At 67.7% G+C, this 23,847-nt stretch carries 19 protein-coding genes and 1 pseudogene; 11 read left to right on the plus strand and 9 right to left on the minus strand.

Annotated elements, in window-relative coordinates:
- Both BST14_RS04545 and BST14_RS04555 read left to right on the plus strand, forming a co-directional pair.
- On the plus strand, positions 1 to 546 hold the full coding sequence (locus BST14_RS04545; protein ID WP_497795572.1) for a lipoprotein LppJ family protein: 546 nt from the start codon (positions 1 to 3) through the stop codon (positions 544 to 546).
- 315 nt (positions 547 to 861) lie between these two features.
- The gene (locus BST14_RS04555) at positions 862 to 1,380 is read left to right on the plus strand and encodes a hypothetical protein (RefSeq protein ID WP_142279266.1); all 519 of its coding nucleotides are present in this window, start codon (positions 862 to 864) and stop codon (positions 1,378 to 1,380) included.
- A 20-nt stretch (positions 1,381 to 1,400) separates the two neighbouring features.
- On the opposite strand, the gene BST14_RS04560 is transcribed toward BST14_RS04555, so the two are convergent.
- Together BST14_RS04560 and BST14_RS04565 are read right to left on the minus strand one after the other, a co-directional pair.
- Positions 1,401 to 2,009 carry an Lrp/AsnC family transcriptional regulator gene (locus BST14_RS04560; protein ID WP_245845304.1) on the minus strand — a complete coding sequence of 203 codons (609 nt, stop codon included), beginning with the start codon at positions 2,007 to 2,009 and terminating at the stop codon, positions 1,401 to 1,403.
- A gap of 71 nt (positions 2,010 to 2,080) precedes the next feature.
- Positions 2,081 to 2,692: pseudogene (locus tag BST14_RS04565) on the minus strand (molybdopterin-dependent oxidoreductase); the annotation flags it as partial.
- A gap of 169 nt (positions 2,693 to 2,861) precedes the next feature.
- Here BST14_RS04565 and BST14_RS04570 point away from each other — a divergent pair.
- Positions 2,862 to 4,160: an NRAMP family divalent metal transporter gene (locus BST14_RS04570; protein WP_083063397.1), complete on the plus strand. Its 1,299-nt coding sequence runs from the start codon at positions 2,862 to 2,864 to the stop codon at positions 4,158 to 4,160.
- Between the two features lie 13 nt (positions 4,161 to 4,173).
- Here BST14_RS04570 and BST14_RS04575 read toward each other — a convergent pair whose 3' ends face one another.
- From BST14_RS04575 to BST14_RS04585, 3 genes are all read right to left on the minus strand, one after another.
- Entirely contained in the window at positions 4,174 to 5,535 is a 1,362-nt protein-coding gene (locus tag BST14_RS04575; RefSeq protein WP_083063398.1) for a hypothetical protein, read from the minus strand.
- A 108-nt stretch (positions 5,536 to 5,643) separates the two neighbouring features.
- Entirely contained in the window at positions 5,644 to 5,811 is a 168-nt protein-coding gene (locus BST14_RS30025; protein WP_158085853.1) for a hypothetical protein, read from the minus strand.
- 70 nt (positions 5,812 to 5,881) lie between these two features.
- The gene (locus BST14_RS04585; protein ID WP_083063400.1) at positions 5,882 to 6,769 is read right to left on the minus strand and encodes an NYN domain-containing protein; all 888 of its coding nucleotides are present in this window, start codon (positions 6,767 to 6,769) and stop codon (positions 5,882 to 5,884) included.
- Between the two features lie 46 nt (positions 6,770 to 6,815).
- On the opposite strand from BST14_RS04585, the gene BST14_RS04590 reads away from it, so the two are divergent.
- The 3 genes from BST14_RS04590 (at position 6,816) to BST14_RS04600 (ending at position 9,740) form a co-directional block, all read left to right on the plus strand.
- Positions 6,816 to 7,694: an alpha/beta fold hydrolase gene (locus tag BST14_RS04590; RefSeq protein ID WP_083063401.1), complete on the plus strand. Its 879-nt coding sequence runs from the start codon at positions 6,816 to 6,818 to the stop codon at positions 7,692 to 7,694.
- A 552-nt stretch (positions 7,695 to 8,246) separates the two neighbouring features.
- Positions 8,247 to 8,954, plus strand: coding sequence for a GAF and ANTAR domain-containing protein (locus tag BST14_RS04595; RefSeq protein WP_083063402.1), 708 nt, complete (start codon positions 8,247 to 8,249; stop codon positions 8,952 to 8,954).
- Between the two features lie 30 nt (positions 8,955 to 8,984).
- Positions 8,985 to 9,740: a GAF and ANTAR domain-containing protein gene (locus BST14_RS04600; protein ID WP_083063460.1), complete on the plus strand. Its 756-nt coding sequence runs from the start codon at positions 8,985 to 8,987 to the stop codon at positions 9,738 to 9,740.
- On the opposite strand, the gene BST14_RS04605 is transcribed toward BST14_RS04600, so the two are convergent.
- From BST14_RS04605 to BST14_RS04615, 3 genes are all read right to left on the minus strand, one after another.
- Positions 9,732 to 10,541 carry a GAF and ANTAR domain-containing protein gene (locus tag BST14_RS04605; RefSeq protein ID WP_083063461.1) on the minus strand — a complete coding sequence of 270 codons (810 nt, stop codon included), beginning with the start codon at positions 10,539 to 10,541 and terminating at the stop codon, positions 9,732 to 9,734. The two genes, BST14_RS04600 and BST14_RS04605, sit on opposite strands and share 9 nt — an antisense overlap.
- A 38-nt stretch (positions 10,542 to 10,579) precedes the next feature.
- Positions 10,580 to 12,211, minus strand: a complete 1,632-nt coding sequence (locus tag BST14_RS04610; protein ID WP_083063403.1) for a fatty acyl-AMP ligase — start codon at positions 12,209 to 12,211, stop codon at positions 10,580 to 10,582.
- Between the two features lie 228 nt (positions 12,212 to 12,439).
- Entirely contained in the window at positions 12,440 to 14,686 is a 2,247-nt protein-coding gene (locus BST14_RS04615; protein WP_083063404.1) for an FUSC family protein, read from the minus strand.
- A gap of 110 nt (positions 14,687 to 14,796) precedes the next feature.
- Between BST14_RS04615 and galT the strand changes: the two genes are divergently transcribed.
- The 5 genes from galT to BST14_RS04640 all read left to right on the plus strand — a co-directional run bounded on the left by galT (position 14,797) and on the right by BST14_RS04640 (position 21,427).
- Entirely contained in the window at positions 14,797 to 15,891 is a 1,095-nt protein-coding gene (gene galT / locus BST14_RS04620; protein ID WP_083063405.1) for a galactose-1-phosphate uridylyltransferase, read from the plus strand.
- A complete protein-coding gene (locus BST14_RS04625) occupies positions 15,888 to 16,976 on the plus strand; it encodes a galactokinase (protein WP_083063462.1) in 1,089 nt (362 codons plus the stop codon). Before galT ends, BST14_RS04625 begins: the two co-directional genes overlap by 4 nt.
- Positions 16,973 to 17,728: a Mut7-C RNAse domain-containing protein gene (locus BST14_RS04630; protein ID WP_083063406.1), complete on the plus strand. Its 756-nt coding sequence runs from the start codon at positions 16,973 to 16,975 to the stop codon at positions 17,726 to 17,728. Before BST14_RS04625 ends, BST14_RS04630 begins: the two co-directional genes overlap by 4 nt.
- A 185-nt stretch (positions 17,729 to 17,913) precedes the next feature.
- On the plus strand, positions 17,914 to 18,594 hold the full coding sequence (locus BST14_RS04635) for a PAS and ANTAR domain-containing protein (RefSeq protein WP_083063407.1): 681 nt from the start codon (positions 17,914 to 17,916) through the stop codon (positions 18,592 to 18,594).
- Between the two features lie 199 nt (positions 18,595 to 18,793).
- The gene (locus tag BST14_RS04640; RefSeq protein ID WP_083063408.1) at positions 18,794 to 21,427 is read left to right on the plus strand and encodes a GH92 family glycosyl hydrolase; all 2,634 of its coding nucleotides are present in this window, start codon (positions 18,794 to 18,796) and stop codon (positions 21,425 to 21,427) included.
- On the opposite strand, the gene BST14_RS04645 is transcribed toward BST14_RS04640, so the two are convergent.
- A complete protein-coding gene (locus BST14_RS04645) occupies positions 21,424 to 23,799 on the minus strand; it encodes a lysylphosphatidylglycerol synthase transmembrane domain-containing protein (RefSeq protein WP_083063409.1) in 2,376 nt (791 codons plus the stop codon). The two genes, BST14_RS04640 and BST14_RS04645, sit on opposite strands and share 4 nt — an antisense overlap.
- Positions 23,800 to 23,847: the final 48 nt, after the last annotated feature.

The raw sequence follows: 23,847 nt of genomic DNA on the forward strand, positions 1-23,847 counted from the left end.
ATGAACACCTTAAGGGAAATCAGCGGCGCCACCTGGCGTTCGTTGCTTGCCCTCGCCGCGGCGGGGGTGGTCACCCTCGCGCTTCAATCCTGCTCCAGCATAAGGAATCTGAGCGAAGGAGTGCCGAACCCGATGACTCCTGAACAATCGAGGGCCCAAGTGGTCGATGCAGCGCGAGAGATCGCCACCACGCTCGGACTCAAAGGTGTCTCGGCACATTTCAGCCGCGACTCCTGCAACGACCAGGCTGTCGCGCCTTTCCGGGGAATCGTCGGCATCGCCTACGACCACGCGCCGACCCTGGACGCATCCCGAGCCGAGATCGAGCGGATGATCGCTACCCTCAAACAACACGGCTGGGGCGGGCCGGGAGACTTCCGCACGCACGGCTCCGCGGTGAGCAAACAAGGCGTTACGGCGGTGTTCGATCCGTACTCGCCGGTCCAGAATTCCGGGGGGTCAATCACCATCTACGGCGAATGCGCAGACATGACCACGAAGGCGAACACGCTGCCCGTGCCGATACCGCAGGATCAGTTGGCGTAAGGCCCGCCCCGCGGGCTCGCCTCGCCCCGACCGCCGCCAGCGCATCCTCGTCGCGCTCCGGCGGCGCGGTGGGTGTCTCGCCCGCGGCGCCGGCGTTTTCGATCGCCTGGCCGCGGCCCAGCGCGACGGTGGCCGCCGCCATCGCCATGACCGCGAGGACCAGCACGAGCGCCGTGGCGCCGCCCACGGCCAGGTGCTCACCGAGCACCACCCCTCAGCTGCACGCAGTTGACTCGCCCTATGCGTGTCGGGCTATCGCGGCTACCCTGAGTGGCCGGCGCGAGATTCGTCCCGGCCGGTCGATCGAAAGGAAACATGCTGCGTACCAAGGTGATTACCGCTGTGGCCGTCGTGGCGGCCATCGCATCAGCCGCATTGACACTGCTGCCCTGGGTCGACGTCAGCAGGCTGGGACTACCCATTCGGTGGAATGGCCTGGGCATCTACATCGGCGAGTACGGCGAAACCTACGGCCATCTGCTCGCCGGCATGGTAAACAGCGTGCCGGGATGGATCGTGTTGATCGCCTCGCTGGCGGCCGCCGCCGCGGTCCTCGCCGCGGCGCGGGTGCGCGCGCTGGGGCTCGTCGCGTGCGGCTGCGCGATCGTCGCTTTCGTCACCGCCGTCGTGTGTCTGGTGTATCCGGCGGTACTGGCCGGCGACACCAAGAACGAGATGGGAATTTCGCTGGTGCCGGACCGGCAAGTGCTGAACTCCGGCGCGTTGATTGCCGAGGCCGCGGCCACGGGCGTGCTGCTGGCCTCCACCGCACTCCTCGCCTTCAGACGGAAAAGCGTTGACAGCGAAGAGGATGAAGTGTTCGAGGGCGACTGACTGTTGGACGGAAACTAAGGCTAATGACCCGCTTGGCCCGGAGTGCGCAGTGGTCTGGGATTGATCAGTCTTCCTTGGGCCACAAGCGATCCGTGTTGCTTGAGGCGTTGCGTGCGAATGTTGACCTCGTAGCTGATAATTTCCTCGATCTGCCCGAGTTCTTCGCCGAGATACCGGTACAGATCGTCGATATCTCGGCAGATGACAATTGCCACAAGGTTTTTGGTACCACTAACGGCGCCGGCGAAGGCGATGCGGCGGCGCGCCGCGATACGCTCACCCACTCGTTGGATGTCGTGGGGCGCCAACGTCAGCCACAGCATCGCGCTGAGCTGGTGGCCGAGTCGCTCCGGTAACACGTCTACGTCGTAGAGCAGGGCACCGCTGGCTTCCAGTGCCGCGATTCGCCGGCCGACTCGTGCCACCGACCAGCCGGCGCGTGCGGCAAGTTTCGCTTGTGACGTCCGGCCGTCCTCGGCGAGCGCCTCGAAGATCGGGCGGTCCTCGGCGGTGGGCGAGCACTGTTGAGCGCGCGACACCAGGCCGGTTCGCTCGGCGAGGATCTCTGCCGCCTGCCGGTCACTGAGCGGGTGGCCGTAGCCGGTCCATGGTGCGCTCGCGATCACCATGCACATAGGAATCGGACTGCCCAGCCCTATCGCGCACGTGCCCGGGCCCTTGATCGCCGACTGGGCGCGCCGAGCCGAGCAGCGGGGCTTCGCCGCACCCACACCTGACCGCGCCGGGCGATTTCGCGCACCGTGCCGGTCGGGTTGGGCATCGAGATCGCATGGCCATGGGACACGACGGGATTGACGCCGACGAGCAACAGAAAGTCGGCGTTGTCCAGGTCGGTTCGGCCGGACAACCCCATGAAGCCGCCGACCAGATCCGAGACCAGGGGTTTGGCGGTGCCGTCGATGGTCAGCGGGCTGAGCTTGGCCGGTGTGCCGATGGCGGCATGCAGGGCCTCGGCCATCCGGAAGCCGGCGCTTTCCATGGTGGAGAAGTAGAACGCGACCGACGCCGGTCCGTGCCGGTCGATGATCTCCTTCAACCGGTTGCCCAAGTCGGTCAGGCAGGCATCCCAGGTGGCGTCCTGCAGCCGCCCGTCCACCCGCATCCGCGGACGCTCGAGCCGATCCGGGTGGTGGTGCAGCTGCGGCAGCGCCCGGCCCTTGGGGCAGGTGTAGCCGTGCGAGAAGGGATGGTCCTGATCACCGCGGACGCGGATCACTTCGTCGCCGTCGACGTCGACCAGGATGCCGCAGACCGAGGTGCAGACACGGCAGAAGCTACGCACCGTTTGCATACTCCGGTAACGTACTCTCGCCATTTGAGAAGCCCTATCCCATTTTCGAGAATGGTTGTGCATTTTTGGCCAACCGCGCTCTCGGGAAAAACGCTCGCGGTTAGGTGACCCTTAGTTATCCTCGGGGCGGATCGGGTTGCAACAAGGGCGACGAGGGAGCGGGCCAAGGGTGACGGAGACAACCACGAAGCCGGTGGCGGACGGATTCGACGATCGGCCGCCGGTCCCACTGCGGACCCGTGGCCGGTGGCTGCGGTGGGGCCTGCTAGCGGTGTGGGGCCCCGGGCTGGTGGTGATGCTGGCCGACACCGATGCGGGCTCGTTGATCACCGCGTCGCAGTCCGGCGCGCAGTGGGGTTATCGGATGGTGCTGCCGCAGCTGATCCTGATGCCGGTCCTCTACGTCGTGCAGGAGATGACGGTGCGGCCGGGCATCGTCACCGGGCGGGGCCACGGTTCGCTGATCCGGGAGCGGTTCGGCCGCGGCTGGGCGTGGCTGTCGGCGTTCACGTTGTTCGCCTCGGCGATCGGGGCGTTGCTGACCGAATTCGCCGGCGTCGCCGGGGTGGGCGAGCTGTTCGGCGTTTCGCGATGGGTGAGCATTCCGGTCGCGACGGTCGCGCTGCTAGGGCTGGCGCTGACCGGCAGCTACCGCCGCGTCGAACGCATCGGCCTCGTCGTCGGCGCGGCCGAACTGGCGTTCCTGGTGGCCATGGTGATGGCCCGGCCCGACCCGGGGGCGCTGGTGCGCGGTCTGTCGTCGATGCCGCTGGGCAACTCGTCGTATCTGCTGTTGGTCGCGGCAAACGTCGGCGCGGTCATCATGCCGTGGATGATTTTTTACCAGCAGGGCGCCGTGGTCGATAAGCGGCTGTCGGAGAGCACGATTCGGCAGGCCCGGTACGACACCGCATTCGGCGCGGTGCTGACCCAGCTGATCATGATCGCGGTGGTGATCACCATGGCGTCGACCCTCGGGAAACACGGCGGCGGCGCGGAGCTGGAAACCGTCGGCCAGATCGCCCAATCGCTCACGTCCTACCTCGGCCACGTCGGTGGGACGGTGCTGTTCGGCCTGGGCATGCTGGGTGCCGCGCTGGTCGCCGCCATCGTGGCCTCGCTGGCCGGTGCGTGGGGGCTGGCGGAGGTGTTCGGCTGGAAGCACACGCTCAACGAACGGCCCAACCGCGCCACCGCCAAGTTCTACCTCACCTACGCGCTCGCCCACATCGTGGGCGCGGTGCTGGTGCTCGCCAGTGTCGACCTGGTCAACCTGGCGGTCGACGTCGAGGTCATGAACGCGTTGTTGCTGCCGATCGTGCTGGGCCTGCTGCTGGCGCTGGAAGCCAGGGCGCTGCCCGAGCAGTGGCGCATGCGGGGGCTGCACAAATATGTCACCCGCGCACTGTGTTTCGTGACCATCGGCTTCGGCCTCTACATGGTGCCGCAGGCCCTCGGCTTGCTCTGAGCGCGAACGGACGTCAGAACCAGGGACCGGGGTAGTGGCCGTCCTGGTCTTGCACCATGACGATTTCCTTGCACTCGCCATTGGCGCCCGGCGCCGTCTCGCCGCGGCACACCAGCGTCCATCCGGAGATCCGCTCGAAGGGGCGCAGCGTCCAGTCGGGTGCGACGGGTTCGGTTGCGGGCAAGGCGATTACCGAGTGTGTCCCGCCGGTGCCGGTGATGTAGAGGTGGTCTTCGAAAAACGCCAGCTTGGCGATCGACAACTTCTTGGCGTCGTCCCGGTTCTTCTGGAAGTCCCACTGCTGGCTGCGCAGGTTCCAGACGCCGAAGCCGAATTGAGAAGTGTCCGAACCGTGTCCGTCGACGAACAGTTTCCCGTCGGACAGCGCCGCGGTCAGCCCGCCGCCGGAAACGCGGTCGGAATCGCCGATCTTGATGATGGACTTGGCGTTGAGGTCGTAGAACATCGTCGACAGCACCGGGGGATCGTGTGAATCCCAGTGCGTAAATTTCACCAGTTTGTTTGGGCCGTCGGTCAACTCGGCGTCGACGGACTGCACGTCGTTGTCCTGAAAGATCACTTCCCCGCCGGGCCGGCGCAGCTCGGCGCCGGATGTCTTGCCGGGTTCGGTGTTGCGCGCAAACGCGAGCACATCCTGCCAGACCCGGCCGGGCTGCGGATCGCTCCACATCGTCGACAGGTCGCCGCCGGACAGCAGGACGGTGCGGGGCGGCGACGGGGCGCCGTGGCCGTCGGTGAAGGCGTTGCGCCACGCCACGCCGGAGGCGGTCGATCCCAGTTCCCAGTCCTTCGGTGCGGTCGGGCGCAGGTCGGGGGAGGGTGGTTGCAGCTCCTTGGTGGCGACCTGCTGGCCGGATTTGGAGTCGTAGACGTAGGCGGTGGTTTTGCTGGCTTCGGGTGCGGGGGGCTGCGTCGGCCCGGTGGTAGCGACGAGGTAGACGACCTTCATGTCGTCGGCCGTGCCGGTCAGCGCGCACATGCCGCCGGTGAGCTTCTCCCCGGCCGGCACCGCGGGGATGGCGGGCGCAAGGTATTGCCCGGTCTTCGGGTCGAAGATTTTCGGCCGAATGTCCTCGAGGGCCGATTGGCCGGCCGAGAATTTCTCCGGGCAGCCGAAATAGGCGGTCCCGCCGTAACTTTTCCAGTCCTTTTCCAGCGGGCCGGTGACCGGTGCGGGCGGGGCCGCCGCGCGGGTGCTGGTCTTGGAGACGGATGTGGAGTTGGTGGCGGTCAGCGGGGGCGGTGCCGCGGTTTCCGAACAGGAGGCCAACATCAGGCAGGAAACCGACGCGATCGCCGCCCGCCGGTAGCGCGACCGGCGGCACCGCACCGCACGCCCCCAGGCTGCCCGCATCGAAAACCCCCATTACGTTCGTGTAACCAAGCAGCGTAAGGCCGCCCCGATGCGACCGCGACTTGTGCACATCACGGGCGCTGTCACAGCAGGCGCTGGGCCGGATGGCTACCGTTCGAACTCGATCGGCAGGCTCTTCGGCCCACTCAGGTGAAGGCCTTGAAGCACAGGCTCGCGCAGCCGGGGGTACACCTGCGCGGGCAATGCGTCGGGGTCGTAGCACAGCGTCGGCAGCTCGGCCTCGAAAACGCTTGGGGGAGCGGCACCGACGGTCATGACGGTCTCCTTGGTTCCGCAGCACACTGCGGACGACTTTCTGCATGGCCACAACCCGCGCGCCGGATGCTCAGTCGTGCGCGCGGAGCCGCACCATCCGCGTCGTCGAGGTCTCGTCCAGCTCGACGACGTCGGACCGCGAACGCAGGAAATCGCTGAATGAGCGAAATCCCAGGGACCTTTCGCTGAACGACGGGTCCATCCGCTTCATCTGGGCCTTCACCGCCGAGTTGTGCAGCCACTCGACGTCGTCTTTCTCCAAGCCGATCCGCAGGGCGCGGGTCAGCAACGCGGTGGCGGCGGCCTGCGGGTCGGGCTGCTCCTCGGGCTCGTCGGGTTGCCCGGCCTTGGCCGGCGTGGCGCGTCCGGTGCCCTTTTTCGGCTTGGCCGCTTCCGCGTCGGTCGGCACCGGGACGCCGGGTAACGCGTCGTAGATGACGAACTCGTCGCAGGCAGCCGCGAGCGCCCGGCTCGACGCGCCGGCCACCCCGATGCCGACCACGTACCGGCCGAGCCTCTTGCAGCGCTGGGCCAGCGGAATGTAGTCGGAGTCACCGGCCACGATCACCACATGGGTCAGGTCGGGCAACCTGAACATGTCCTCGACGGCGTCGACCGCCAACCGGATGTCGGCGCCGTTCTTGCCGTACGCGGCCGCCGGGAACAGTTGCACCAGGTCGACCGCGCGGCCGACCAACTGTCCGCGATACCCGGCGTTGATATCCGCCGACCAGTCCGCGTAGGCGCGCGTGAGGACCAGGGTCCCGAAGGACGACGCGAAGTCGAGGATCGCGCCGACGTCGACCGTCGCGCGCCCCAACCGATCGGAGTGCTGCTCGAGGCCCTTGGCCTTGTCCCGCTGAAACGAGTTCCGCCCGTGAATCTGGTCATATCGGGAGATGACGATGTTGTCGAAGTCGAGGTAGACGGCCACTCGGGTCGCAACCGGTTCGGTCATGCACTAGATCATCGCTGAGCCGGGCGAAAGCGGGTACCCAGGGCCAATGACTGAGGTGAAGGTTCTCGACCTGCACGGCGACCGCATCGCGTACCGCGACGAGGGTGACGGCGAAGTGCTGCTGCTCATCCACGGCATGGCAGGCAGCGCGGATACCTGGCGGTCGGTCATACCGCCGCTGTCGAAGAGGTTCCGGGTCATCGCCCCGGACCTGCTGGGCCACGGCCAATCGGCGAAGCCCCGGACGGATTATTCGCTGGGCGCATTCGCGGTCTGGCTGCGCGATTTCCTGGACGAGCTCGGCGTCAGCCAGGCGACCATCGTCGGTCACTCGCTCGGTGGCGGGGTGGCCATGCAGTTCGTCTATCAGCATCCCGACTACGCCAAGCGGTTGATCCTGATCAGCAGCGGCGGCCTGGGCCCGGACGTCGGATGGGTTTTGCGGCTGCTTTCGGCGCCCGGGGCGGAGCTGGTCTTGCCGATCATCGCGCCGCAACCCGTCCTGTCCGTCGGCAACAAGCTGCGGTCCTGGTTGAAGAGCGCCGGCATTCAATCACCGCGCGGCGCGGAACTGTGGAGCGCCTACTCGTCACTGTCGGATAGCGAGACACGGCAGTCGTTTTTGAAGACGCTGCGATCGGTCGTCGATTACCGCGGACAGGCGGTCAGCGCGCTCAACCGGTTGCGGCTGCGCGAGGAGTTGCCGGTCATGGCCATCTGGGGGGAGCGCGACGGCATCATTCCCGTCGCGCACGCTTACGCCGCGCACGAGGCGCGCACGGACGCCAGGCTCGAGGTGCTGCCCGACGTGGGTCACTTCGCGCAGGTGGAGGCGCCCAACCGGGTGGTCGAGCTGATCGAAAACTTCATCGCCACGGGCGAGCGCCGGGAAAGCGAAAGCGAGCAGCCCTTTCAGCCGAGCTAGTGCGACGCCGGGCAGGTCCGGCCCGGGCTGCTCGGCCTGGCGTGCCGCCAATTGCATTGCGTACCACATCAATTCACCCGCCGAGGTCAGCTTCTCGTAGTCGATCTTCGAACGATAACCCAGACTTCTCAGAAGTCGAATATGGTGCCGTCGATGTGGCGGCGGAGATTGTGGCGCGAGGCGCGGCCCATGCCAGTCGGGGCGGCCGACCTGCCCGGACGATCGGGCTTGCGTCGACCCCCGGGCGGGGGACTAGCCTTGTGCCAGGCACGGGAATGGGGCAGGTTGCGTCCTCGGGACATCTCGTTTGAGTCCGCTTCCCTTGCTAGACGGCCGTTGGTGCAACTGTGGTGTTGAGCAGCCAGCACCAGGCTGGCCGCCGTCGAACTGCTGTGTGCACAAATGCAGCGCTTTGCATCGAGTCGGCAACACCCTCGCCGATGTCAGAACGCACTGAGCCCCGAACGAGCGGCATCGCCAACCCGTCCATCCACTGAAGGCTGTTGTCATGATGTCGCTCGGCTACCCCGACTCCCCGCGATTCGGCTGACCATGGCGATGCGGGAGCGGCTCCTCAGGGCCGTCGACGGCCACCGCGGGGTAGCGGCCGCGGACCGCTTGTGCGAGGCCTGTGCGGTCCTCCTCGAGGTGGACGCCGCGGCCATTTCGCTCATCTTCGACGGCGCGCCCACCGGGACGCTCGGATCAAGCAGCGCCTCGGCTCGCAGCTACGACGAGCTTCAGTTCACCCTCGGCGAGGGCCCGTGCCTCGACGCCATCAGCAGGCGGATTCCGGTTCTCGCTGTCGATCTCGCCGATTCCGGCGAGCGTCGCTGGCCCGCATTCGGTCCGGCAGCGCTCGCGCACCACATCCGCGGCGTCTATGCGATCCCGATCGTCGTCGCCGGTGAATACGTCGGCGCGTTAGACCTTTTTCGGCACCAGCCTGGGGGGCTCGACAGTGAGCACCTGTCCGGCGCCATCGTCGCGGCCGAACTCGCGTCCGTCCCCCTGCTCGACCTGCTGGACGCCGACCTGCAGGCCGCCGTCGCTGACCCGAACAGCAACGCGTGGGCCGAGTTCAACGCGCTGTCACGCACCGAGGTCAGCCAGGCGACCGGCATGCTCGTCGCGCAGCTCGAAATCGAACCTGCCGAAGCCCTGGTCCGGCTTCGGGCCCACGCCTACACCACCGGGCGTAACGCCACCGATGTCGCGCGCGACATTTTGGCGCGCCGGCTGAAGCTGGACAACGACTGATCCGGGTACTCGAACCCAATGGAGGCCAAGTTGACCGACAACCCCCGTGAAGCCCGCGTCCTCGACGCCGTCGTCTCGCTCGTCGACAGCCTGCTGGACGATTTCGACGTCGTCGACTTGCTGACCGAGCTCACCAAGCAATGCACCGAACTGCTGGACGTCGCGGCCGCCGGCTTGTTGCTCGGCGACCCGCTAGGACACCTTCGCTTGCTTGCCGCGACGTCCAAGCAGGCTCGCGATCTGGAACTCTTCCAGGTGCAGGCCGACCAGGGGCCGTGCGTCGAGTGCTACCTCACCGGCCAACCAGTTTCCATCGCCGATGTGGGCGCCGAGGCAGGCCGATGGCCCCACTTCGCCTCCGCGGCCCAGGACGCCGGGTACCTCTCGGTGCACGCCACGCCCATGCGCGCCGCCGGCCTCGTTTTGGGCGCGCTGGGCTTGTTCGGCGATCGCCCGAGCGCACTGTCCGACGCTGACCTGCTCGTCGCCCAAACCCTGGCGCATATCGCCAGTGTCGCGATCTTGCAGGAGCGCCCCCCGACGCCGTCGACGGTTTTGCCGCAACTGCGTACCGTCCTGGCCAGCCGCGTGACGATCGAGCAGGCCAAGGGCTTCCTGCGGGAGCGCCTCAACGTCTCGGTGGACGAGGCGTTCACCTTGATGCGGACTTACGCCCGCAACAACCGCGAACACCTGAGCGACGTGGCCCGGCGTCTGATCACCGAGCGCCACGGCCGCCCGAGTCTGCTCGCGGCCCTGACCGAGCTCGCCGCACCGTCAAAGTGACCCTGAGCGTTGCCGTGCCCGGGCGCGTCGCACAGCCTCGTCCACCAGCCGCTCGGCGACGACTTTCAGCTTGATGTTTTCTTCCTGACTGATGTTGCTGAGCCGATCGAAGGCCGCCGTCGCGCTCAGACCGCTTCGGCTTCGGATGATGCCGATCGCCTGATCGATGACCGCTCGGCTCGTCAACGCGCGCTGCAGTCGATCGGTACGCTCCCGGGCGCTGGCCAAGAGCTGTGCGTGGTACACCGAAACGGCTGCGGGACCGGCGAATTGAGAACCCAACTGCACGGCGTGCTCGGTGAACGCGTCGCGGCGGCGCGCATAAGAATTGATCGCGCCGATCACCCGGTCGCCGACGGCCAGCGGCAGCGCCAGCGCGGAATGCACACCCATCCGGGCCACCCGGCCTCCGAAGTGCGGCCACCGGCTGTCGCTGCCCAGCGATCCACTGACAGCCGGCCGTCGTGAGTCCATGCAGGTGATGCACGGTCCCTCGCCGAGGTCCCGGTATTGGAAGCGATCGATCTCGGCGACGAAATCTGCCGTCACCGCCCAGGTTTGGACATGCGGCGTTTCATCGCCAGAGCTCATCAGCGTCACTCCGGCACCATCGGCGCCCGGAATGGCTTGCTCCGCGAATTCGGCTACTTCCCTGAGTATTTCGTCCACTTGTCGTGCGTCCGCCACGATCCCGGCCACGCCGACCAACCCGGCATGCAGATCGACTTCGTCGGCCTCCAGCTGCGCAGCGGACAGCTCCTGCGGCGCGGTCCGGCCGGGCTGAGCGTCGTATTGGGCCATGATGAGGCCCATTCTAGGTAGTCAGGCGCGCTTAGCCGCTAATTCACCAGTGCCAGTGCGAGCGCGCGCTGCAGCTTGCCCGAAGGGGTCTTCGGAATCGTGCCAGGCTCGAGGACCACGACGTTGCGCGGCCGCACGTTCACCTCGGCGAACACCTCGCGCGCGACCTGCCGTTCGATGCGGTGCACTTCGGGGGCTTCATGCCAGACTTTCGACTCGACCGCCACGGCAAAGGTCTCGCGGGGTAGCCCGGCGTTCAAACGCACCGCCGCGGCGCATCCGGGCCGAACGCCTGCTACCCGGACGGCGGCGCGTTCGATGTCGGTCGGGTAGATCTTGCGTCCGGCCATGATGATGACGTCCTTGACCCGGCCACACACCACGATGTTGGCGGTCTCGGTGAGGTAGCCGAGGTCGCCGGTGTCAAACCAGCCTTGGTCGTCTTGTGCCGCAACGAAACCCGACGAAGTGTTGTAACCGTCGGACACCGCCTGACCGCGCACCTGGATGACGCCGACGCCGCGTGTGGACAGCACGTTGTCGTTTTCGTCGACGACGCGCACATCCATGCCCTGCAGCGGCCGGCCGAGACAGACCAGTTTGCGGGTGTGCCCCTTGCTGGACGGGACGGCCCGGTGCAGCGTCGCGAGCATATCGGCGTGCACCTCGTCGACGACCATGCCCTCTCCGCATTCGGTGAACGACACTGCGACCGTCGTCTCGGCCATGCCGTAGGCGGGCACCACGGCCTGCGGTCTCAACCCGAACGGCGCGCCCGCGTCACACAGGTCTTCCACGACGGCCGGCTCGACCGCCTCGGCCCCTGATAACGCCCACCGCAGCGAAGACAGGTCGAATTGGCGGGGCGTCGCTTGGCGTAGGCGTCTGGCCAGCATGCTGTAGGCGAAGTTGGGCGCAGCCGTCATGGTGGCCCGGTACTTGTCAATCAGCCTGGCCCACAACAACGTATCGCGCAGGAAGTCGGCCGGGGTGATCTTGACCAGCTCTGCGCAGTAGTGCATCGGCACGGTCAGGTAGCCGGTCATGCCCATGTCGTGGAAACATGGCAGCCAGCTCACGATGACGTCGGTGTCGATATCGACTTGCGCGGCGGCAAACATCGCTTCGGCATTGGCGATGAGGTTTGCGTGGCTGATTCGGACTGCCTTGGGCGAACCGGTGGATCCCGAGGTCAGTTGCATCAACGCCAAGTCGTCTTCGTGTGGGTCGAGGGGATCGATTGGGCTCCCCTTGAGCAGTTGCCCGACAGTCAGTACCCGCACGCCCCGGTGGGAAAGTAGCGGCACCGCGGCCATGAACGGGTCGGAGACGACGACAGTCTGAGCGCCGATCATTTTGATGACGTTCGTGGTCTCCTCGGCCCACCGCTGCAGGTCCGTGCGCGGGGTGGGGTGATGCAACATGGTCAGGCTCGCGCCGCGCATCCAGATCGCTTGTGCTGTCAAAGCGATTTCGGCCGGGGCGCCGGCCAACATGGCGACCGCGTCCCCATGGCCGATGCCCGCGCAGGCCAGTCCGCCGGCAACACGTCGGGCTCGCGCGTGGATCTCGATCCAGGTGTGGCGGATGGGGGCGCCGGGCTCACCGGTGGTTATCCCGTTGAGACTCCACTGGGCGTTGGCGAACATCCCCTTCGTAAATCTGCTCACGGAAATCCTTGTGGTCGACAGCGCGCCCTCTTCGGACTCCGCCGCGCACCGCGTACCACGACGCCCCGATCGGCGTGACTGGGCGTAAAAGAAGCCGAATCCACAGGCGACCGAATCCATCAGTGGGTAAAACCTGAATCTGGCGGCTTACGTCTTGGCCTGGACGGCGGGGAGTTCAGATCGCCGCCGCGACGTTTCCGGAAGGCTGGGAGATCAACCGCTAGCACCTTACCTCTTGGGGGATGGCTGCGCAGTAGCTCTCGCACGCGAGCCGGGCACGGTTCGACCATCGCGCGCACCGAGGATTGTCGCCGCGGTCACCATGGCCCGCTCGATCTGGCGAAGGGCATGCACGGCGGTGAGGAAGCGCCGGGTGTCGGGACCCATGGCGGCGGGGCCGTTGCCGTCCTGTTGCCGGGCCACCGTCTCGGCGGCGTCGAGCTCATCGGCCGCCGAGACCAGCGTCGGTGCGTGGCCCCCCGCGATGGCTTCCTGCAACGCTTCGATGTTGCGCCGCGTCTGATCCGCCGCCGCCGAAAAGGCTTGCGCCAGTTCCGCGGTCAGCGACGGTGGCCCGACCGAATCGTGATACTGCTCGGCGCTGCGCGCCAGGCTGCGGCCGTACCGCTCACAGGCGGTGAAGATCCGCAGCGCGCGGCGGATGCTGCGCCGGCCGGCAAACCCGGCGACCCCGGCCAGCAACGGCTTGGCGGTGACCCGGAACTGCTGTAAATCCCGACCGACCTGACGCGCCTGCTCCGACGGGCCGGCGCTGCCCGCCTCGCCGAACATCGTCGCGGCCGACACCTCGATCAGGGCGGACAGGCTCGTCAAGAAGGCCCGGGTGTCGACGCGGATCGCGGTTCTGGTGTTGGTCGGCAGCACCACGACCGCCACGGTCGCCCCGATGACGGCACCGATCGCCGTCTCCTCGATCCGCAACATCAGCACGCCGAACGAGAATTGGCCGAGCAGGCCGTACAGGAGCGCCAGCATCGTGGTGATCCAGAACGTCATCAAGCTGTAGGTGACCGTCATGAAGTAGAAGGCGCAGAACAAGCACACGAAGATGCCGGCCAGCGCGGCGGCCTGGTGCCCGGACAGCAGCGTGGCCACCAGCACGCCGCAGGGAACGCCGAACATCGTGCCGAGCAGCCGTTGCCAGCCCTTGGTCAAGGTTTCGCCCCAGGAGTTGGTGCCGGCGAAGATGACGAACGCCGCGATCACCGCCCAGTACCAGCGCGCCGGCGACACCAGCTCACCGACGACGATGGCCAGGGATGCGGCGACACAGACCTGGATGGCCTGCCGGGTGGTCGGCCGCAGCCCGCTGGTCCGCTCTTCCTGCGTTGTCGCGTCGGCGTCCTCGGGCGCCGGGGGCGGCTCGCTGTCGGCATCATCGAGCGGGCGGCCGGCGGCCACCCGGTCGACGATCGCCCGCACGTCGGAAGTCGCTGTGGCGGCGTTGATTATCGCCAGCGCGAGGCGGCGCACGGCCGCGGTGCCCGCGTCATCGTCCGCCGGGTCCGAAGCGGGGCCGGGCTGCGCATCGAGCAGCCGCTGCGCTTGCTCGGCCGCCCGGCGCAGCCTGTCGGGCTCGGGAAGCCGGATCGCGCGTGACAGTTGGGTGAGCGCCGCGACGAGCGCGGCGCGCGCGGGGGCCGGCACCGCATCGGGGTCCTCGCAGGCCAGGACGGCCGCGTGCCGGCCGGCGGTGGCCACCCATTCGATGGCCAGCTCGGCATCCAACAGCCAGGGGGCCAGTTGTTCGGCCGTGACGCCGGGCCACAGGGTGCCCGGGTCGGCCTTGTCTTCGATCTGGCTCTGCACCATCAACGCCGTCTCGTTGAGCCGGATGGTGCGGGCGCGCATGCGGCGGCGCCGCCGTTCGTCAAGGCGGCCCGTCCGCACCGCTTCGGCGGTGGTGTCGATGACGATCGCCATCCGGGCCCGCAACGCCCGAATGGTGGCACGCAGCACCTGCTCGGGTCGGTCCGGCATCACATAGGTGGTCATCACGAACGTGCACACGGTGCCCACCGCGACCGCCCCGATCAACCAGGGCAGCTCGGCGAGGCGGGCCCGCAGATACAGCGTGAAGAAGTAGGACATGAACGCGACCATGCCCAGCGCCCTGCCCCGCGCCCCGAAGCGCCGGATGTATGCCGCGGTGAACACGACGAGCACGAAGACGACGTCGCTGGCCACCGTGTGCGACGCCAGCACCGCGGCGGCGGTGATGGACACCGCGGCCGGCAACGGCAACAGCGCCATGGTGATCCGCTGCTGGCGCGGGTCGGGCTCGTTGACGGAGCGCGACGCGACCATGGTGATGACGACGCCCAGCAGGGCGACGGTCAGGGGTTGTCCCGTCGCCCTGGTCAGAATGAAGAGCGCCAGCAGCGACAGGCCGAGCGCGGCCGTCGTCCTAGTTGCCATGCGCAACCGAAGCAAGCCAGGATCGGAGCCGATCACCCAGTTGCGGGCGCGTTCGTAAAGAACAGTTATCCGATGACCCCTCTCTTGCGCTTACCCACCATGGTTACCCGAACCGTGTCGCGGCGACCAAAGTAGTCTTCGACATCGTGACCGAGCCGACGCGCGCGAAGCTGGCCGACGGTCGTGAGCTGCTGTTCTTCGCGCTGCCGGGGCATCGCCCGGCGCCGGTCGAAGATCGCCGGCCGCTGCCGGCGCGTGACCCCGAGCAGTCGCAGCTGCGGTTCGACCGGTCCACGGGGCAGTGGGTGATCATCGCGGCGTTGCGCCAGGACCGCACCTACAAGCCACCCGCGGACCAGTGCCCGCTGTGCCCGGGCCCGACCGGGCTGACCAGTGAGGTGCCCGCCCCGAACTACGACGTCGTCGTCTTCGAGAACCGATTCCCCAGCCTGTCCGGCGCGCCGCCGTCGTCGCCGGCCTCGCCGCCCGTGCCCGCCGGCGACGGCTTTGCGGCCGCGCCCGGGCACGGCCGCTGCGAAGTGATCTGCTTTGCCGCCGACCACACCGGATCCGTCGCCCAGCTCGAGCCGGCGCACGCGCGGCTGGTCGTCGAGGCGTGGCGGCATCGCACCGCCGACCTGATGGCCACACCGGGTATCGAGCAGGTGTTCTGCTTCGAGAACCGCGGCGAGGAAATCGGGGTGACGTTGACCCACCCGCACGGTCAGATCTACGGCTACCCCTATCTGACGCCGCGCACCGCCGCCATGCTGGAGCAGGCCCGTCTGCATCGAAAACGGCACGGCGGCAACCTGTTCGGCGATCTGTTGGCCCGGGAGGTCGACGACGGCAGCCGCGTCATCGCGCGCAACGAGCTGTTCACCGCGTTCGTGCCGTTCGCGGCGCGCTGGCCGGTGGAGGTGCACATTTACCCGAATAGGTTCGTGCGCAACCTGACCGAACTCACCGAGGACGAATCCGGCGCATTCGTAGACGTGTACCTCGACGTGCTCAAGCGGTTCGACCGGCTGTATTCCACGCCGCTGCCCTATATTTCGGCGCTGCATCAGTACGCCGACACCGCGGCCCAGGCCGAGGGCTATTTCCACGTCGAATTGATGTCCATCCGGCGCAGCGCCACCAAGCTGAAGTACCTGGCGGCCTCCGAATCGGCGATGGATGCCTTCATCGGTGACGTCACGCCGGAAAGCGTGGCCCGGTGGCTGCGCGAACTGCGATGACCGTTCGCTACGCCGCCCCGGGCCGGATCAACCTGATCGGCGAACACACCGACTACAACCTGGGTTTCGCGCTGCCCATCGCGCTACCACAGCGCACCACCGCGACGTTCACGCCCGCCGACGAAGACACGATCACCGTCGCCAGCGACCGCGCCGGTGCCCCGGTGCGCATTCGGATCGGCACCGTTCCGGGCGAGGTGGCCGGCTGGGCGGCCTACGTGGCGGGGGTGATCTGGGCGCTGCGCCAGGACGGGCACCCCGTGCCCGGCGGCACCATGTTGATCACCAGCGACGTGCGCATGGGCTCGGGTCTGTCATCGTCGGCGGCGCTGGAATGCGCGGCGCTGGGTGCGATTGTGTCGGCCGCGGATGTTCGCATCGACGCCAGGGAACGGGCCCGGCTGGCCCAGCGCGCCGAAAACGAATATGTCGGCGCGCCAACGGGTTTGCTCGACCAGCTCGCCGCGCTCTTCGGCCGGGAGGCGACGGCGGTGCTGATCGACTTCGCCGACCTCGCCGTCACACCGGTGGTTTTCGACCCGGCCACCGCGGGCCTCGCGCTGTTGTTGATCGACTCCCGGCAGCGCCACAGCCACGCCGGCGGCGACTACGCGGCGCGGCGCGCGTCGTGCGAGCGGGCGGCGGCCGACCTGTCGGCTTCGTCGCTGCGTGAGGTCGCCGATCGCGGGCCCGTCGACTTGACCGCCGTGCGCGATCCCGTCGACGCCCGCCGCGCTCGCCACGTGCTGACCGAAAGCCAGCGGGTCATCGATTGCGTTGCGGCGCTGCGTAATTCCGACTACCACGCGGCCGGGCAAATCTTCACCGCCTCGCACGCGTCCATGCGTGACGACTTCGGCATCACCACCGAACGCATCGACGTGATCGCCGACACCGCGGTGCGCGCGGGGGCGCTGGGGGCACGCATGACCGGCGGCGGCTTCGGCGGCTGCGTGATCGCGCTGGTGCCCCGCGGCCGCGCGGATGCGGTCGGCGAGGCGGTGCGACGCGCCGCGGTCGCGGCCGGTTTCGAACAGCCCTTGGTCGCCCGAACCCGCGCGGGTGCGGGCGCGGGACCCGCGTGAGCGAGCCGACCGGCTACGTCGAAGTTCGGGCATACGCCGAACTCAATGACTTCGTCGCGGCGCCGTTGCGCGGGCAGACCGTGCGCCGCCCGTTCAAACCCCACCAAAGCGTCAAAGACGTGTTGGAGGCGATGGGAATTCCGCACACCGAGGTCGACCTCATCCTGGTCAACGATGTGGCCCGGGGGTTCGATCACCGCCCGGCCTTCGGTGACCGCATCGCCGCCTATCCGGTGTTCGAGGCGCTCGACATCGGCCCAATCGGCAGGCTTCGGCCCGTGCCGTTGCGTGATCCGCGCTTTGTCGTCGACGTCAACCTCGGCCGGCTCGCCTGGCTACTGCGGCTGTTCGGGTTCGACGTGTGGTGGTCCAACGATGCCGATGACCAGACGCTGGCCGAGATCAGCGGCGCGCAGCGACGCATCCTGCTGACCCGCGACCGCGGCTTGTTGAAGCGCCGCGCCGTCACCCATGGGCTGTTTGTTCGCCCCGACGACCCGGAGGAGCAGGCGGTCGCCGTCATGCGCCGGCTCGATTTGCAGCGACTGCTGGCGCCGCTGAGCCGGTGTGTGCGCTGCAACGGAATGTTGGCTCCGGTCGCCAAAAAGGACGTGATCGATCAGCTGGAGCCGCTGACCCGCGAGCACTACGACGACTTCAGTCGGTGCGCGCAATGCGGCCGGATCTATTGGCCCGGATCGCATCACGCGAAGTTGGTCGACCTCGTCGAACGGCTGCGGCGGCGGATCTAACGCGCAAACTTACTCGTCCGGCAATTTTTCACATTCCGGGCATGACCCCCGGTCGGAAAATGTAACCTAACCGCCATGGGCGTATCCCACTCCTGCATGTGCAGTGCCGGTCTTCCCGCCGGGGCGGTAGCGATCCAGCTGCGATCGCTACCGAATTCTGCCGCCCACAACGCGAAACGTCAGCCGTGGATTGGCAATTAGACAGCCAAGCCGCGGCGATCGAGCGGGGCCTGGCCGGCGCGACCCCGCAATGCGCGGGCTGGTTCCGCTTCTACTTCGAAGGCCACCGCTGGGTATGGTCCGACCAGGTTCAGCGCATGCACGGGTACCGGCCCGGCACCGTGACACCCACCACGGAACTGGTGCTGTCGCACAAGCATCCGGCCGATCGTCCCCAGGTGGCCGACGGCATCAACGACATGATCAGGCGTCGTCAGGCATTCAGCACACGGCATCGCATCGTGGACACCGCCGGCATGATCCACCACGTCTTGGTGGTGGGCGACCGATTCTGCGATGACGACGGCAACGTCGTCGGGACGCATGGCTTCTACATCGAAATCACGCCGACGCCCGCCCGCAGCCGCGAGGAATCCATCAGCGCGAAGGTCGCCGAAATCGCCGGGCGCCGCGGCGTGATCGAGCGGACCAAGGGCATGCTGATGCTGATCTACGGCATCGACGAAGACGCCGCGTTCAACATGCTCAAAACGCTGTCCCAATCGGGAAACACGAAGCTCGGGCTGCTCGCCCAACGGATCGCCGAGGACTTCTCGGCACTGGGCAAAGAGGTCATCACCGCGCGCTCGCGGTTCGACCGGCGCCTGCGAAGCGCCCACCTGCGTGCGCCCGACGAGGCCACCTGAGCGGTGCGGCGCTATGGTGCCGTCGATCACCTGGGCGCTCACGTGGCAGACGACGACGTCGTCCAATGTCCCGAAAACCGGGCCGGTACCATGGACTTTTTGGCGGCAGCCCCTCGCGCGCCAATAGTTATCCAATTCGCTGGCCGAAACACCACGCGAATACCGCATTTTCCAGTCGTTTTCGGAGTATTAGACAGGTATGCGGTCGCGGCGGGCCCTCATTGCGGTCATGGCGGCGTCGGCTGTCTTCATGGTCTTCATCGCCGCGGCCCCACCCAAGGGATACGACGGCCCGCCGGTGTTCGTGGCGAATCCGGTCGACCACGTTGTCACGCTCATCGGCACCGGGACGGGTGGCGAGACGGTGGGGGAGATCAACAATTTCCCGGGCGCCACCGTCCCCTTCGGGATGGTGCAGTACTCGCCGGACACCGTGGGCAACTACGCCGGTTACAACTACGACAACCCGCGCGTCACCGGCTTCAGCATGACCCACGCATCGGTGGGATGCGCTGCGTTCGGCGACATCTCGATGCTGCCGGTCACCGGCGGGATCGGTCCGCAACCCTGGAACACCGCCGAGAGCATCGCCCACGACGACAGCGAGCAGGGTGTGCCCGGCTATTACACCGTGCGGTTCCCCGGCACCGGGGTGAAAGCGGAACTCACCGCGACCCCGCACACGGGCGTCGGCCGGTTCAGCTACCCGCGCAACGGCCGGCCCGCGCTGCTCCAGGTGCGCTCGGGGTCGTCGCTGGCGGGCAACTCGCGCGCGACCATCCAGATCGGGGAGGACAACACCACGATCACCGGATGGGCCACCAGCGGGGGGTTCTGCGACAAACCGAACGCCTACACGGTGTATTTCGCGATGAAATTCGACCAGCCCTTCACCGCCTTCGGGTCCTGGGATGGCAGTGCCGTCTACGCCGGCGCTCGCAGCGCCAACGCGCCGTACAGCGGCGGATATGTCGAATTCCCGGCCGGCTCGACGCTCGAGGTGCGAACCGCCATCTCCTACGTCGGGATCGAGGGGGCGCGGGCAAACCTGGTGGCCGAGAACACGGCGGGGTTCGACGACGTTCGCGGCGCCGCATCACGCGAATGGAACGCCGCGCTGTCTCGCGTGTCGGTGGCCGGCCGCAACGTCGACGATCTGACCACCTTCTACACCTCCCTGTACCGATCGCTGTTGCACCCCAACATGTTCAACGACGCCGACGGACGCTACGTCGGGTTCGACGGCTCCATCCACACGGTCACCGCCGGGCACACGCAATACGCCAACTTCTCCGACTGGGACACCTACCGATGCCTGGCGGCGCTGCAGGCGTTGCTGTTTCCGGAGCGGGCCAGCGACATGGCCCAATCTCTGGTGAACGACGCCGAGCAGAGCGGCGCCCTACCGCGCTGGGCGTTCGCCAACGCCGCGACCGGGGAGATGAGCGGCGACAGCGTGACCCCGCTCATCGCGAACCTGAACACGTTCGGGGCCAGAGACTTCGACACCAAAACGGCGTTGCGCTACATGGTGGACGGGGCGACCAAAGGCGGTGTGGGCCTGGCGGGCTACATCGAGCGCCGCGGCATCGGCACCTACCTGCGGCTCGGGTATGCGCCGTTCACGTTGGAGTTCGGCCGCAACGGCTGGATCGCCGACGCGTCGATCACCCTCGAGTGGTCGATCGACGACTTCGCCATTTCCCGATTCGCCGACTCGCTGGGCGACGCCGCGACCGCCGCCGAATTCGCGAACCGGGCACAGTATTGGCAGAACCTGTTCAACCCCACCACGCGATACATCTTGCCGCGCAGCTGGACCGGCTTCTTCCGCCCCGGGCCCGGGGTTGTAGTGGCGCCGGAGAACTTCGGCCAGGTCGGCTATGACGAGGGCAATGCCGAACAGTACGTCTGGTCGGTGCCGCACAACGTGGCGGGACTGGTGACCGCGCTCGGCGGCCGCGCGGCCGTGGCCGACCGGCTCGACCGCTTCACCGACAAGCTCAACGTCGGCCCCAACCAGCCCTACCTGTGGGCCGGCAACGAACTGAGTTTCGGTGTGCCGTGGCTGTACAACTACATCGGTCAACCGTGGAAGACCCAGCGCACCGTCGACCGGGTGCGCGGGCTCTTCGCCCCGACCGCCGACGGTGAGCCGGGCAACGATGACCTGGGCGCGCTGGCCAGCTGGTACGTGTGGGCGGCGATGGGGCTCTACCCGGCCACGCCGGGAACGCCGATCCTCACGGTGGGCGCGCCGCTGTTCGACCGCGTCGCCATCACGCTGCCGGCGAACAAATCCATCCGGATCTTTGCCCCGGGCGCCTCCGGACCGCACCACCTCAAATTCATCAGTGGCTTGAGGGTCGACGGTCAGGCCACCGACCACACGGCGCTGCCCGAGTCGATCATCCGCACCGGCGGCACGCTGGCGTACTCGCTTGCGGCCTATCCCGACAAGCGTTGGGGAACAGCACAATCCGATGCGCCACCGTCGTTCGGGGCGGGCGGCTCGGCGGTGGCCGTCAACGTTGCTCAACCCGTCGTCACGATCGCGCCCGGACACACGGGCACCGTCACCGTTGATGCGCAACGCATGACCGACACCGCCGACGGCTACGCCGTCACGGGTACCTCCTCGGACGCCGGCATCGGCGTGCAGCCGGCATCAGGTCACTTCGACGCCGACGGGTCGGCCCGCGTCACCGTTTCCATCACCGTCGCGCCGTCGGTGCCCGAGGATTACTACCTGGCGTCCTTGACCACAACCGTCGGCCAAAGCCGGCGCACCTTAACGGTTCTCGTGGTCGCACAGGCCGATTCCGAGAACTAGACCATCTCGTTGGTGGTCAGCCACCGCATCACGGGCCAGCCGACGAAGACCGGCAGCCAGCAGGTGAGCATCCGGTACAGCAGGACCGACGGCACGCCGATGGCCGCCGGCACACCGAACGCGGCCAGGCCGCCGATCAGCGCCGCTTCGACGGCCCCGACGCCGCCGGGCGTGGGGGCCGCGGAGGCCAGCGTGCCGCCGACCATGGTGACCACCGTGACGGCGACGAAAGTCGTTCCGCCGCCGAAGGCTTCGATGCTAGCCCACAGCGCCAGCGCCGCGCCGAGAGTGGTACCCGCACAGCCCAGCAGGATCAGCGCCAACCGCCGCGGTTCGCGGGCAAGCTTGACCAGATCGGTCACCACCTCGTTCAGCTTGGGGCGCACCTCGGTCGCCAGCCACTTGCGCAGCGTGGGCACGAACAGGAACGCACCGACGATGCCCAGCGCGATCCCGGCGATCAGATACAGCAGCGTCGCGCTCGGCACGAAATGCCGCAGGTTCATCGAGGCCCCGGCGGCCGCGCTGAACAGCACCAGCAGCGCGAGGTGGGCGATCACCTGTACCGACTGCTGCAGGGCCACCGCCGCGGTCGCCCGCATCGCCGACATGCCGCTCTTTTGCAGGAACCGCGTGCTCAGCGCCAGCCCACCGACGCCCGCCGGTGTGGTTGTCGCGGCAAAGGTGTTGGCCACCTGGGCAATTGACAGCGTCCAGAAGTTCACCATGCCGTCGGCGCAGGCCCACAACGCGGCGGCCGCGCCGACATACGTCAGCGCCGACACCAGCAGCCCCAGCAGCGCCCACCACCAGTTCGCCGTCCGCAGTTGGGAGAAGAATGTCGGCGCCGTGCTGATGAACGGATACGCGACATAGACCAGCGCACCGAAGAGCACCAGCTGCACGATCTGGCTCCGGGTGAACCGGGTGATGGTCTGGGGCTTGATCTGATCGGCGCCGGTTTGGCGTTTGACCTCGGCCCGCGCGCCGGAAATGACGGTTCCGGCGTCCGGTATGGACCGCCGAAGCAACCGCGGCACAGCGACTTTCGTGAGCCGCCGCGATGCGGAGAGGATGGTGTCCTTGCCGAACACCTCGATCGCGGCGCGCACCGCGGACTTCGGGTCGTACAGCGCGGACGTCGTCACCAGTAGTTGCGCGATGTCGGATTGCAGTTGGGCGTCGGTCGCCCCGTATTCGGCGCTGCCGAATCCACCGAACATCACGGTGTCGTCGTCGACCGTGATGTGGTGGCTGCGCAGGTCACCGTGGGCGATCTGGCGGTCGTTGAGGACCCGCAGCGATTCCCACAGCCGGGCAACGGGAGTCGTCTGCGCGCATTCGTCGATGGGGGTGCCACAAGGGGGCCGGTGCGAGTACAGCATCCAGCCCCGGCTCAGCGGCGCGACGGCGACCGTCGCCGTGTTGGCCAGGCCCGCGTCGCCGATCGCGATCGCCATCAGCGCGCGGTGCTCCACGGCGCGGCGCATGGAGGTGACCAGGGGCGCGGTTTCGGCGTCGCGCAGCTTCAGCTTCCCCCAGAGCTGGCGCAGCGCTCCGCCGCTGCGCTGATGCGGACCGTACAGCTCGATCACCGCCGTGTCGCCGAGATGTTCGCCATCGGCCGAGAGGATCAGCGGGCCACGGCCGGCCGGCCGGACCACGGTGAGCCGCGAGACCGCGAAGCCGGCCTTGGCCAGGGCGCGCACCGCGGCGTCCAACGGCACCTCGAGCGCGGGTGTGCCGACGACGAGCACCACCAGCGCGCCGACGACCCATCCGACGGCCAAGCCCACCAACGAGCGCGCCGGGACGATGGCGCTGACCACCAGATGGATGGGGACGAAGGCCAGCAGCAGCGCCCACCACCAGTGCCGCCAGCGCGCCGGCAGCCAGGGACCCGAAACCGTCAGCACCGCCGCCAGCATCCCGATCCACCGCGGGTCGTCGAGCAATTGGGCCGGCAACGTGGTCAGCCGGTCGAGGGCGTCGAAGTGCCACCGCGGCGCGGCGAGGCCGGTGCCGCTGATCGACAACAACACGATCGCGCTCAGCCCCGCGGTGGCGTAGGCGCCCAGCAGTTTCCACTGCCCGGCGACGATGAGGCCGATGAGGATCATGAACGGCAACGCCACGATCGCCAATCCGTAGATCAGGTACACCACGTCGGATTGGGTCGGCGATAAGACGCCGACGATCTGCGAGACGGACTTCTCCAGCGCGATCCACTGCGGGCGGGTGATCACCGACCCCGTGATCACCAGCGCCACGAAGAGCAAGGCCAGGATCAGCCGCAGGATGTCGTTGGTCCGACGGGTCAATGGCTGCAGCAGGTTGCCGGAAACGATGATGTCGCGCCCGTCAACTCGCATGTATTGAGGATCCTTCGGCTTCGCTTCGCACCGCTGAGCCTTGCTTTC

The organism is Mycobacterium arosiense ATCC BAA-1401 = DSM 45069 (assembly GCF_002086125.1).
In the GTDB taxonomy this organism is placed as follows: domain Bacteria; phylum Actinomycetota; class Actinomycetes; order Mycobacteriales; family Mycobacteriaceae; genus Mycobacterium; species Mycobacterium arosiense.